Source organism: Streptomyces sp. NPDC058812 (genome assembly GCF_042744565.1).
GTDB lineage: Bacteria > Actinomycetota > Actinomycetes > Streptomycetales > Streptomycetaceae > Streptomyces > Streptomyces thinghirensis.
In genome coordinates this window covers 212,325-224,084 of the sequence record NZ_JBHYOB010000006.1, presented here as the reverse complement: position 1 = coordinate 224,084, position 11,760 = coordinate 212,325, and the positions used below count along the sequence as shown (strand labels likewise).

Below are 11,760 nucleotides of genomic sequence, written 5' to 3'. Positions count from 1 at the left end.
GCCTACCTGTCGTCGGGTCGCACCGGCTCGACGCGCGCCTGGGGCGGCTCGCCGTCCTCCACCTCACGGCGGTTGGCCCGCCAGGCCTCCACGGACCGCCTGACCTGGTCCACCACTCCCTGGAAGAGCGCGCCCGCGGCGCCCCCGATCACCGCCACCACGATGTCCATGCCGACGCCCATCGGGGCGCCCGCCTCGTCGGTCCGGATCCGTTCGTCGATGCGCAGTTGGTCGGTCCGGGCCAGATCGGCGAGCGGTTTCTCCCGTTCGAGCCATTTGTGCAGGGCGCCGATGTCACTCTCGCTCGCGGTCCCGTCCAGCCGGACGCGGATACCGCGCGTCACCACTCCGTCCCCCTCAGCCATGACTCACCATCATGACACCGCTGTTGCGTACAGGGGAGGGTCCGTACGCCGCTGTCGTGACGCGCACGCGGGCACGCGCACCGGGCCCGAGGCCCCCGGAGGCCTCAGCCCTGGACCTGCAACCGGCTCAGCTCCCGCCGCACATGGTCCAGCGCGCCCTCGCGCCGTCCCGGCACCCGCCCCCGCAACGCGGCGAGCGCCCCACCCAGCTCCCGGGCCCGCCCGGCGTCACGGACCTGCCCCCACTGGTGGTGGGCCCGGTCGACGGCCGCCTCCACCGCCGGTGCCTGCGGCGGCTGGCCGGCGCCCAGCCGGGCCTCGGCCACCGTCAGCCAGGTCCGGCAGCTGCGCACCGGGTCCCCCGCGAACATCGCCAGGTCGGCGCGGACCTCCGTCCAGTGCAGCGCGTCCTCGGAAGCGGGCCCGTGCGCGTGGGCGGCGGCCCGCTCGTGCCGGGCGGCGAGTTCGTCGGCGTCCGCGTGCCTCCCGGACCGCACGGCGGCGGCGATGACGGCGTGCGGGTCGCCCGCCTCCGGCCCCGGCGCGGCCAGCACCAGGTCCGCGCCGGCCGCCGCGCCACTGCTCGCGCCCTCGGCCGCGGCGCGGGCCAGCGCCTGCTGGTGCAGCTGGTCCGGCGGCGGCCGGTGCCCGCTGCGCAGGATCGTCGCGACGGCCCGCATGTACGACGGGGCCGCCACCGTCCGTCTCGACGGCGGCGGCGCGATGCGACCGTAAACGGCGTTGTTGCGCCCGGAGTCCAGCGGGCTGGCCCGCAGCCACTGCCAGGTCTCCTGGTCGGCGTGCAGGTCGAGCAGCAGCGTCGTCGCGCCGCTCGGCCGCAGCCGCAGTTCCTCGCGGATCCAGTGCCAGGGCAGGGCGGTGTAGCGGACGGTCGCCGGTGTCGTACGGGCCAGCGCCAGATGCGGCAGGCGCTGGCGCCGGTCCAGCTGGAGCTGGCCGGCGACGTAGACGGTGAGCGGCCCGGGGGCCGCCGCGGCGGCGCGCAGCCGGGTGAGGACGGCCTGCGGCTCCAGCGGGTCGGCCAGCTCGACGACGTTCGCGGTGTCGGTGCCGGAGAGCACGGCGGGCGGCACGGCCGCGAGCACGGGAAGCACGGAGGCGGCGTCCACCAGGCACCCCCTGCCCACGGGCGACGCCGCGAGCAGCAGCACGGTTCCGGGCATGTCCCCTCCCCCTGTCGATCACGTACGGCAGCACCGTAACCGCTGCGGCTGCAAAGCGGGGCACCTAGGGCCGGTCGTTCGGATCAGGGCGGCTGAGGGAGAGTGCGCCTTTCAGCCCGCCCGAGCGGGGCGTGGTGCGTGCGGCCGCAAGGCGGAGGAGGGCGTCGACGCGATGGGGCTCCCCCGCGGCCGCGGCAGAGTTCGCCGGACAGCTCCTGCTTACGGCCACTCCGGCGGCCGTCCGGTCCGCCGTACCGCGAAGACCGTGGTGTCGTCGGCCAGCCGTCCCCGGCAGTGCCGCAGCGTGCCGTCCCGGACGAGCGCCACCAGCTTCATCGGCGCCGCGTTCGACGGGTCGGCGGCGACCGCGCGGGCGACGTTCTCGGCGTGCCGGTAGAAGCACCCCTGGGCATCGCGGGCCTCGGTCACCCCGTCGGTGACCACGAGGAGCGTCTCGTCCGCGGCGAGGGCCAGCCGGCGCACCAACACCGACGGGCCGGACGCCAGCTCGCCCATGCCCAGCGGCAGCCCGCCGGCGTCCGCCAGGGGCCGCACGCCCCCGGGGCCGGCCGCCAGCGGGGGTTCGTGGCCGAAGAAGACGGCGTCCACGGCGTCGGGCAGGTCCTCCGAGAAGCCGATCAGGACGGCGGTGGCGAAGCGGTCGCCGTCGGAGCCGCCGACGGCCGCGGCGTGCGCGCGGTGGCGCCGCATGCGGGTCTCCAGACGCTCGGCGACCGTCGCGAGGTCCGGCTCGTGGTAGGCGGCCTCGCGGAAGGTGCCGAGCAGCGCGGCGGCCGTGTCCACGGCGCCCAGGCCCTTGCCCTGCACGTCGCCGACGAGGACGCGGGTGCCGTGCGGGCCGGGCTGGATGTCGTAGAAGTCGCCGCCGACGCGGGCCTCGGTGTCCGAGGAGAGGTAGACGGCGGCGTGGTCGAGGCCGCCGAAGCCCACCGGGAGCGGGCGCAGCACGGTGCGCCGGGTGGTCTCGGCGATGTCCCTCATGTGCAGCATGCGCTGCTCGCCGCCGACCCGGAGCGCGGCGGCCACCACGGCGATCGATCCGCCGAGGGCGACGAGGATCAGGCCGGGCAGCCCGGTCTGCTCGCGGTGCTGCCAGGTGGTGTCGGCGAGGACGTAGACGACGACGGCGGCCACCGCGTACACGGCCGTGGACCGCACCCCGCAGATCGCCGCGGCGACACCGGGCACGAGCACCGTCCAGGAGATGATGTGGAACGCGCCGGTGGTGATGTCGGCCGCCACGATACCGACGAGCAGCAGCAGCGGGAACAGCCAGGCCACACTGTGCCCGCGGACACTGAGCAGTTCGTGACGGGACACGGCGTCGCCCCGGCCGGCGGCCTGGACGAGTCGGCCGAGCGGCCGCCACCGGCCGCGCACCGGCCTGCGGTCGCGACTGAACACGGGGCTCAGCGAAACACGTGCCCCCGCGGCCCGCATCCTGACTTGCCGGTCGGCCCGCCCCGGTGTGCCCTGGTAGACGGGGGGCGAGGCGAGAGGAGTGCGCTATGGCTCACGCGGTACCGGCACGCGGAACATCCACCGGAACGTCTCCCGGAACGCCCCCCGGGACGGGCACGCGCGGCCGTACGACGACGCCCGACGTCTTCGGCGAGCGGGCCCACAAGGTGGCGAAGTGGGCGGTGCCCGTCGGTATCGGGCTGGTCTACGGCTACTGGGCCGCGTCCATCAACCGCCACGGCGGCCCCATCACCGGCTGGAACCTGCTGTTCGGCTTCATGACCGTGCTCGCGTTCGTCGTGCTCTACGCCGTGGTCCGGGCAGTGGCCGGACGGCTGCCGCGCGAGGGCCACGCGGTCCTGTGGGGCGCGTTCGCGGGCAGTGCCCTGGGGTTCCTGTACGCGCAGAGCGGCGTGGCCGTGTTCACCTGCGTCGTCGTGTCCCTGCTGCTCGCGGCGGCGGTGTCCGCCACGTTGTTCTACCGCTACTACACCCACGAGGACGCGAAGGGGCACCAGGTCACCTGACGGACCGCACGACCGGGAGGCCGGAGCGCCGGGCCGGGCGGCCACTCGTCCGCGGCCCCCCGGTCCGGGCGGGGCGCCCGTTCGGCTCGTCGTGGGGGGCCATATGCAGTCACGCCGGTCGCCCGCACCGCTCCCGGGGCCTTGCCTGGAAGGGTGTCCCCACGTCACCGGAACGCCCTGTCGGCCGTCCTGATCGCCCTCGCCTGCCTGCTCGCACCGTGCGGCACGCTGGCGGGCTGGGCGGTGCACGGGCCGGCCGACACCGGACGGTATGTCGCCGCCATGTCGCCGCTCGCCGACGATCCGGACGTACGGGACGCGGTCGCCGACGCGGTGGGCGACACGGTGGGCGACGGGGTCGTGGACGAGGTCGCGGCCGGCCCCGCGAGCGGCACCGTACGGCTCTTCGTGCAGGACGCGGCACGGTCCTTCGCCCGGACCGAGGCCTTCCGCGAGGGCTGGGACGCGGCCAACCGCACCGTCCACGACGCCGTACTGCGCGCCCTGCGGGACGAACGGTCGCGCGGACGCGCGGTCACCGTCGACCTGGCCCCCGTCACCGCCCGCGTCAAGGACCGGCTCGCCCACGACAACGTGCCGTTCGCGCGGCGCATCCCGGTCCGGCACACCGCGGTCACCGTGCTCCCGGCCCACGAGGTGGACCGGCTCAGGAAGGGCTACCACGTGCTCGACGTCGCCGCCTTGTGGCTGCCGCTCGCGGCCGTCGCCTTCGCGGTCACCGGCATCGCCGTCGCCGCCTGCCGCCGGCGCGCGGTCACGGCCGCCGGGATCGGCACCGCCCTCGGCGGGGCGCTGCTCGCCCTCGCCGTCGTGGTCGGCCGCCGGTTCACCGTCGCCGAACTCCCCGGCGCGGTGGACGGCGCGGTGGACGGGCCGGCCGCGGGCGCCGTCTACGACGCCCTCACCGACACCCTGCGCACGGCCTCCTGGCTCCTGGTCGCGCTCGGCCTCACGGTCGCCCTGGCCTCCTGGCTCACGGGCCGGTACGGACATCTGCTGCGCCGGCGCCGGGCACCCGCGGGGACCGCCGCCGACCCGGCACCGCCCCGGCGGACGCGGGCCCGGCTCTGAGCCGCCCGGCGCCGGGTAATTGCTTGGCCGGGCTCCCGACCGGGCGGCTAGGGTCGGCGACCATGTCCAAGACGACGACCCTGTGGCGCCCCACCGGCCCCGAGGAACTGGCGCTGGTCGAGGCCTCCGACTGGACCACCTGGCCGCCCCGCCTGCCCGAGCAGCCCATCTTCTACCCCGTGCTCAACGAGGACTACGCCGTCCGTATCGCCCGCGACTGGAACGTCCCCGCGTCCGGCTCGGGCTACGTCACGCGCTTCGAGGTCGACGCCGGGTTCCTGGAGCGCTACCCGGTACGCCGGGCCGGCGGCGAGACGATCCTGGAGCTGTGGGTTCCGGCGGAGGAGCTGGAGGAGTTCAACCGGCACATCGTGGGGCGCATCGAGGTGGTCCGGGAGTTCCACGCGGAGGCGTAGGCCGCCCGGTACGCAACTTTCGGCTCCCGGCGTCCGTCTTAGACGGAGGATTCGGGCACCGCACAGGGAGGCGCCGTACCCGCGAGCGAAGGGCCGGGACTTGAACACGGACACCGACACGGCGACCGGTGCGTGGACGGACTCGCGCGAGCGGCCGACTGCCCGCCGGGCCGGACGGCGGTTCGGTGCCTGGTGCGCGGGGCTGCTGTTCGCCGTGGTGAGCGTGGTCGTCGGCTACCGCCTCGCCGACAGCGACGGCGTCACACCCGTACCGCAGCTGCTCGCCTTCCTGCCCTGGCTGCTCGTGCCGACGGGCGCCGGGCTGCTGCTGACACTGCTCGCCCGGTGGTGGACCGGCGCGGTGTGGGGGGTGGCGCTGCTCGGGCTGCTGGCGTGGTTCATCGAGCCGTACGGCAAGACGGGCGACCCCGTCGGGCTGCCCGTCGCCGAGCTGCGGGTGCTGACCTCGAACGTCGAGTTCGGGCAGGGCACCGGCGAGCTGATCTCCGCCGTGCGGCGCGAGAAGCCCGACATCGTGTTCGTACAGGAGTGCGAGTACACGTGCGACGCGGCGCTGCGGCGCGACCTCGCCGCCGACTACCCCCACCGACAGGCCGTCGAGGGCGGCGGCTCCGAGGGGTCCGTCCTCCTGAGCGCGTTCCCGCTCAAGGCCACCCCCGGCGTCCCCGGCACCATGGGCATGCCCGGCGCCGTCGCCGACGTGCGCGGCAACGCCGTACGGCTCCAGCTCGCCCATCCGATGCCGCCGCTGCCGGACCAGGTCGGCCTGTGGCGCGAGGAGCTGGACGCACTGCGCGACGCCGCCGCCGAGGCCGAGGGCAGCGGGGCCCCCAGCATCCTCGCCGGCGACTTCAACGCCTCCCAGGACCACGCCGCCTTCCGCCGCATCCTCGACACGGGGCTGCGCGACGCGGCCCGGCTGGCCGGGGCCGACCGGACGGCCACCTGGCCGGCCCGGACCGCCCCGGCGTTCGGCGTGCAGATCGACCACGTCCTGGTGTCGGAGGACTTCACCGCGCACCGCGCCCGGTTCCTGGACCTGGCCGACACCGACCACCGCGCACTGGTCGTCGACCTCACGCTGCACAGGGCCGGCTGACACCGGCCCCGGACGACGCGGTGGGCGCTCAGACGCCGATGTCGCGGCCGTCCGCGCGCCACACGGCGACGACCGCCGGACGCACGAGCGTCCCGGGCCCGTCGGGCCAGGTGCTGGCCGGCTCCTCCACGGAGGCGCCGTCGACCTCGCCCGGGTGCTGCACGGCGACCAGCACGCGCCGGTCCTGGATGAGCGGGCCGCAGGTCTCCGCGCCGTTCGGCACGGTCAGGAACTGCTTCAGCTCACCGCGCCGGTCGCCCTTGGTCGCGACGCCGAAGAGGCCGTCGTGGGTGCCGAGCGCGTTGCCGTCGGTGGACAGCCACAGGTTGCCGTGGTCGTCGAAGGCGACGTTGTCGGGGCAGGAGATCGGGCTGACCCGGTCCTTCGGGAAGCCCGCGAAGTAGGTCGCCGGGTCCTCCGGGTCACCGGCGACGAGGAACAGCGACCAAGCGAAGGAGGTGGCGTCGGCCCGGTTCCAGCGCTCGGTCAGCTCCAGGACGTGGCCGTGCTTGTTGCTGCCCCGCGGGTTGGCCTCGTCGGGACCGGCGTAACCGGCCTTGCCGCGGTTGGAGTTGTTGGTGAGGGCGACGTACACCTTGCCGGTCGTCGGCGAGGGCTCGATGTCCTCGGGGCGGTCCATCTTCGTCGCGCCGACCTTGTCACCGGCGAGCCGCGTGAAGACGCACACTTCCTCGGCGCTCATGCCCTCGACGTGCGAGACGGCGCCGTCCTCGGTGGCGGTGACCAGCGGGATCCAGCGACCGCTGCCGTCGAACTCGCCGTCGCGCGGCAGCTTGCCCGTGCCGTCGATCTCGATCGCCGGGGAGTCGCCGCTGAGCTTGGCGACGTAGAGGGTGCCCTCGTCGAGCAGCGACAGGTTGTGCTCGCGCGCCCAGCGGCTGTTGCCGTGCCGCATCCGCTTGCTGCCGACGAACTTGTAGAAGTAGTCGAACCGCTCGTCGTCGCCGGTGTAGACGACCGGGCGCCCGTCGTGGGTCAGCCGCACGGTCGCCGCCTCGTGCTTGAAGCGGCCGAGCAGCGTGTGCTTGCGCGGGGTGGACTCCGGGTCGTACGGGTCGAGTTCGACGACGTACCCGAAGCGGTGCACCTCGTTCGGCTCCTGGGCGACGTCGAAGCGCTTGTCGAACCGCTCCCACTTGCGCTCGGTGGCGCCGGTGCCGATCCCGTACCGCTTGTCCGTCGCCCGGCCGCTGTTGGCGAAGTACTGGTTGAAGTTCTCCTCGCCGTGCAGCGTCGTGCCCCACGGGGTGGTGCCGCCGGAGCAGTTGTTGAGGGTGCCCAGCACCTTCCGGCCGGACCGGTCGGCGGAGGTCTTGACCAGGTCGGACCCGGCGGCCGGGCCGGTGAGCCGGAACTCGGTCGTCGCGGTGACGCGCCGGTTCAGGCGGTGCCGCGTGACGGGCGTCAGCTTCCCGCTCCGGCGCTCCTCCTCCACCACCACGGCGGACAGCCCGTGCGCGGCCCAGGCGATCTCGACCTGCTCACGGGTCGGGTTGTCGGGGTCGTAGCCGCGGAACATGAGCAGCTCGTCGGTGTACTCGTGGTTGGCGACGAGGACCTGCCGGCCGTGCTCACCGCGCAGCGGCAGCAGCGCGAGGAAGTCGTTGTTGTACCCGAACTGCCCGGCCTGGGCCTCGGCGGTCTGCTTCTCCGGGTCGAAGGCGGGCGCCCCGCGCAGAATGGGTTCACCCCAACGGATCACGACGTCCTGCCGGTAACCCTCCGGGACGGTGACGGCGTCGTCGGTGTTGGGCGCGACGGGCGTGAACCGCAGCCCGCGCGCACCCCCGGTTTTCGACGGCTTCCCGTGCCCGGCCCCGTCTCCCCTCCCGGCCACCGGCGCGGCCTGCGCCGACGGCGCCCCCGCCACACCCACGGCCCCGGCACCCGCCGCGGCCACGGTGACGACGGCCGCGGCACGCATCATGGAACGGCGGCTGAGCGCACCGGCGATCACGTCGCCGACGTACTCGTTGGAGCTGGTGTTGGGCACCTCGTGGAAGCAGGCGTCACCACACCGGAAACGGCAGGTCATGGCGGACCGGCCGCCGGGATGCGAACCGGACGGTGTTCCGATCAACGGCAGCAGCTTGCGCACTGTGTTCTCCCCTTGAGAATCCCTGGACGCCCTTGGTATCAGCGCGACCGTAGGTGCACATACGTGCGGGAGACGGGCGCCGCGGTGAACGGCGGGTGAACCCGCGGAAGCGGTAAGGGAATTACCGCGGCGGCTCGATCCCGCCTTGACGCGCCCGGGGTTTCATGGCAGACCCTGCACAAGATCACAATCCAGGGCCGCTAACCTTACGTGTCCGTCCTGGCCAGGGATTGACGGGCATCAACTCACGCGAAGGGTTGCGCACATGGGCATTCTCACCTCTCTGCGGAACGTGTTCGGCCGGTCACGCAAAGAACGGGCCGCCCAGGCGGAGGGTGTGACGCAGGAGACGGCACCGCCGGCCACCACGCCGGAGCCGAAGCTCCCGTCCCAGCCCACCGCACCCCCGGAGCCGACCGAGGCACCGGAGCAGACGGCGGCTCCGGAGCAGACGGAGGCCCCCGCCCCCGCCCCGAAGCCGGCGGCCCAGGTCCCCGAGCCCCGCACGGCGACCTCGACCTCGACCTCCTCCGACGAGCACGAACTCGTCAAGGCCGCTTTCGCCAACATCACGGTCCCGAAACCGACGGATTCCCCGGACACGGATCCGGCCCCGGTGGCGAATCCGGAGCCGGAAGCAAAGCCGGAGGCGGAAGCGAAGCCGGAGCCGGAAGCGAAGCCGGAGCCGGAAGCGAAGCCCGAGGCAGCCCCGACGCCGCAGGCGAAGCCCGAGGCGGAAGCGAAGCCCGAGGCGGCAACCCCGGAACCGGCCCCCGGACCCGAGGCGGAGCCGGCACCGGCCTCCGGACCGCAGCCGAAGCCGGAACCCGCAGCCGCCGACGGCGTGGAAGCCCCACAGGGGCCACCCGCACCCGACGACGAAAGCAGCACGGGCGGTGCGGGTGGGAACACAGGGGCCGAAGGCGAAGCCGAGGCCGAACCAACCCCCCAGCCGGAGGCAGACGCACCCGCCGAGGCCGCGAAGCCGGCGACCACCGCCGCCCGCCTCCGCTCCCGCGCCCCCGGCCTCGCCACCGCCTACAAGGCCGCCGGCACCGCCCTCAAGCAGCACGACCTCACCGGCACCCGCGCCAAGGTCCACCTCGTGCTCGACCGCTCCGCCTCCATGCGCCCGTACTACAAGGACGGCTCCGCCCAGGCCCTCGCCGAGCAGACCCTGGCCCTCGCCGCCCACCTGGACACCGAGGCGACGGTCCACGTCACGTTCTTCTCCACGGAGGTGGACGGCACCGGCGAGCTGACCCTCACCGATCACGAGAACAAGATCGACGAGCTGCACGGAGCCCTCGGCCGCATGGGCCGCACCAGCTACCACGCCGCCGTGGAAGCCGTCCTCGCCCACCACGCCGAGGAAGCGGCCCCCGGCACCCCCGCCCTGGTGGTCTTCCAGACCGACGGCGCCCCCGACGCGAAGACCCCGGCCACCCAGTCCCTCACCAAGGCGGCGGCCGACCACCCGAACGTCCACTTCTCCTTCGTGGCCTTCGGTGACCCGGAGAACAAGGCCTTCGACTACCTCCGCAAGCTCAAGACGGGCAACGCGTCCCACTTCCTCGCCGGCGAGACCCCCAAGGAACTCACCGACAAGGAGCTGTACGAGGGCGTACTGGCCACCTGGCGCCCGTAGGGAGCCACGAGGGCGGGCAGGGAGGAGACCCTCTGTCCGCCCCCCGAAACGCGTGTGAGTCGATCTCCATCCGACCAGTAGGATTTCGACCATGGCGGCCACTGGAAACGAGAAGCAGGGGGCGAAGGCGTTCTACGTCTCGACCCCCATCTACTACGTCAACGACGCTCCTCACCTGGGCCACGCCTATACGACCGTCGCAGGCGACGTGCTCACCCGCTGGCACCGCCAGCGCGGCGAGAAGGTGTGGTACCTCACCGGCACGGACGAGCACGGTCAGAAGATCATGCGCACGGCCGAGGCGAACGGGGTCACCCCGCAGGCCTGGGCCGACAAGCTCGTCACCGAGGCCTGGAAGCCCCTGTGGGAGCACCTCGACATCGCGAACGACGACTTCATCCGCACCACGCAGAAGCGGCACACCGACCGCGTCCAGGAGTTCGTGCAGGACCTGTACGACAAGGACGAGATCTACAAGGGCGGCTACGAGGGCCCGTACTGCGTGGGCTGCGAGGAGTACAAGCTCCCCGGTGAGCTGCTTGAGGGCGAGGGCGAGTACGCGGGCCAGAAGCTGTGCCCGATCCACAAGAAGCCGGTGGAGCTCCTCAGCGAGGAGAACTACTTCTTCAAGCTGAGCGAGTACAGCGAGAAGCTGCTCGCCCACTACGAGGCGAACCCGGGCTTCATCCAGCCCGAGTCCGCGCGCAACGAGGTCGTGAACTTCGTCCGCCAGGGCCTCCAGGACCTCTCCATCTCCCGCTCGACCTTCGACTGGGGCGTGCCGGTCCCCTGGGACGACAAGCACGTCATCTACGTGTGGATCGACGCCCTGCTGAACTACGCCACGGCGGTCGGTTACAACGAGAACCCGGAGAAGTTCGAGGCCACCTTCCCGGCCGACGTCCATCTGGTCGGCAAGGACATCCTCCGCTTCCACGCGATCATCTGGCCGGCGATGCTGATGGCGCAGGGCCTCCCGCTGCCCGGGAAGATCGCCGCGAACGGCTGGCTGATGGTCGGCGGCGAGAAGATGAGCAAGTCCAACCTGACCGGCATCAAGCCGCAGGACCTGACCTCGCACTTCGGCGTGGACGCGTACCGCTGGTACTTCCTGCGCGCGATCGCGTTCGGCCAGGACGGCTCGTTCTCCTGGGAGGACTTCTCCGCCCGCTACACCAGCGAGCTGGCCAACGACTACGGCAACCTCGCCTCCCGCGTCGCGGCCATGGTCGGCAAGTACTTCGGCGGCGAGCTGCCGGCCTCCGCGGCCGACGGGGACGCGGAGAAGGCGATCCACGACGGTCTGGCCAAGGCCGTCACGGAGGCCGACCGGAAGATCGGCGAGGAGCTGGACTTCCAGGGCGGCATCCTGGCCGTCTTCGACTTCGTCAAGCAGGTCAACGGCTACATCACCGAGCAGGAGCCCTGGAAGGTCGCGAAGGACGATTCCCCGGAGGGCAAGGCCCGCCTGGCGACCATCCTCTACACGGCCGCCGAGTCGCTGCGTGCCGTGGCCGTCCTGCTCAACCCGATCATGCCGGACACCTCCCAGAAGCTCTGGGACTCCCTGGGCGCCGAGGCGTCCCTCGGCGGCCTCGCTGACCAGAAGGTCCAGGAAGCGGCCGACTGGGGCCGGCTGCCCGCCGGTTCCACGGTCACCAAGGGCGCGGTGCTCTTCCCGCGTCTCGAGGAGAAGCCGGCCGCGTAACGCGCTCGCTACAGCATGGGGCCCGGGAGAAGCAGACCTTCTCCCGGGCCCCGCGCTTTGCGAAGATCGGACCCATCGCGAGTCCACGTGGGGGATGAT

Annotated in this window: 10 protein-coding genes; 6 read left to right on the top strand and 4 right to left on the bottom strand. The window is 73.0% G+C overall.

The window, feature by feature from the left end; translation table 11 throughout:
- Positions 1-2 precede the first annotated feature (2 nt).
- From ACFW48_RS14895 to ACFW48_RS14885, 3 genes are all read right to left on the bottom strand, one after another.
- Complete coding sequence (locus tag ACFW48_RS14895; protein ID WP_386314453.1) at positions 3-365, bottom strand: hypothetical protein; 363 nt, start codon at positions 363-365, stop codon at positions 3-5.
- A 104-nt stretch (positions 366-469) separates the two neighbouring features.
- A complete protein-coding gene (locus ACFW48_RS14890) occupies positions 470-1,549 on the bottom strand; it encodes a hypothetical protein (RefSeq protein ID WP_386314449.1) in 1,080 nt (359 codons plus the stop codon).
- 219 nt (positions 1,550-1,768) lie between these two features.
- Entirely contained in the window at positions 1,769-3,010 is a 1,242-nt protein-coding gene (locus tag ACFW48_RS14885) for a PP2C family protein-serine/threonine phosphatase (RefSeq protein ID WP_386314446.1), read from the bottom strand.
- Positions 3,011-3,078: 68 nt separating this feature from the next.
- Between ACFW48_RS14885 and ACFW48_RS14880 the strand changes: the two genes are divergently transcribed.
- The 4 genes from ACFW48_RS14880 to ACFW48_RS14865 all read left to right on the top strand — a co-directional run bounded on the left by ACFW48_RS14880 (position 3,079) and on the right by ACFW48_RS14865 (position 6,186).
- Positions 3,079-3,558, top strand: a complete 480-nt coding sequence (locus ACFW48_RS14880) for a hypothetical protein (RefSeq protein WP_386314443.1) — start codon at positions 3,079-3,081, stop codon at positions 3,556-3,558.
- Positions 3,559-3,711: 153 nt separating this feature from the next.
- The gene (locus tag ACFW48_RS14875) at positions 3,712-4,650 is read left to right on the top strand and encodes a hypothetical protein (RefSeq protein WP_386314440.1); all 939 of its coding nucleotides are present in this window, start codon (positions 3,712-3,714) and stop codon (positions 4,648-4,650) included.
- Between the two features lie 62 nt (positions 4,651-4,712).
- A complete protein-coding gene (locus tag ACFW48_RS14870; protein WP_386314437.1) occupies positions 4,713-5,066 on the top strand; it encodes an ADP-ribosylation/crystallin J1 in 354 nt (117 codons plus the stop codon).
- Between the two features lie 100 nt (positions 5,067-5,166).
- Positions 5,167-6,186: an endonuclease/exonuclease/phosphatase family protein gene (locus tag ACFW48_RS14865; protein WP_386314434.1), complete on the top strand. Its 1,020-nt coding sequence runs from the start codon at positions 5,167-5,169 to the stop codon at positions 6,184-6,186.
- A gap of 28 nt (positions 6,187-6,214) precedes the next feature.
- Here the strand turns inward: ACFW48_RS14865 and ACFW48_RS14860 are convergent, their stop codons facing one another.
- Positions 6,215-8,305, bottom strand: coding sequence for a PhoX family protein (locus ACFW48_RS14860; protein WP_386314430.1), 2,091 nt, complete (start codon positions 8,303-8,305; stop codon positions 6,215-6,217).
- Positions 8,306-8,570: 265 nt separating this feature from the next.
- Here ACFW48_RS14860 and ACFW48_RS14855 point away from each other — a divergent pair, with 265 nt between their 5' ends.
- Both ACFW48_RS14855 and metG read left to right on the top strand, forming a co-directional pair.
- A complete protein-coding gene (locus tag ACFW48_RS14855) occupies positions 8,571-9,953 on the top strand; it encodes a VWA domain-containing protein (protein WP_386314427.1) in 1,383 nt (460 codons plus the stop codon).
- A gap of 91 nt (positions 9,954-10,044) precedes the next feature.
- Positions 10,045-11,661 carry a methionine--tRNA ligase gene (metG, locus tag ACFW48_RS14850; protein ID WP_386314424.1) on the top strand — a complete coding sequence of 539 codons (1,617 nt, stop codon included), beginning with the start codon at positions 10,045-10,047 and terminating at the stop codon, positions 11,659-11,661.
- Positions 11,662-11,760 lie beyond the last annotated feature (99 nt).

Bases quoted from the DNA above. Each gene is read 5' to 3' on its own strand.
- ACFW48_RS14870 (WP_386314437.1), top strand. From the start codon at position 4,713: ATGTCCAAGACGACGACCCTGTGGCGCCCCACCGGCCCCGAGGAACTG.
- ACFW48_RS14885 (WP_386314446.1), bottom strand. From the start codon at position 3,010: ATGCGGGCCGCGGGGGCACGTGTTTCGCTGAGCCCCGTGTTCAGTCGC.
- ACFW48_RS14880 (WP_386314443.1), top strand. From the start codon at position 3,079: ATGGCTCACGCGGTACCGGCACGCGGAACATCCACCGGAACGTCTCCC.
- metG (WP_386314424.1), top strand. From the start codon at position 10,045: ATGGCGGCCACTGGAAACGAGAAGCAGGGGGCGAAGGCGTTCTACGTC.
- ACFW48_RS14895 (WP_386314453.1), bottom strand. From the start codon at position 365: ATGGCTGAGGGGGACGGAGTGGTGACGCGCGGTATCCGCGTCCGGCTG.
- ACFW48_RS14890 (WP_386314449.1), bottom strand. From the start codon at position 1,549: ATGCCCGGAACCGTGCTGCTGCTCGCGGCGTCGCCCGTGGGCAGGGGG.
- ACFW48_RS14855 (WP_386314427.1), top strand. From the start codon at position 8,571: ATGGGCATTCTCACCTCTCTGCGGAACGTGTTCGGCCGGTCACGCAAA.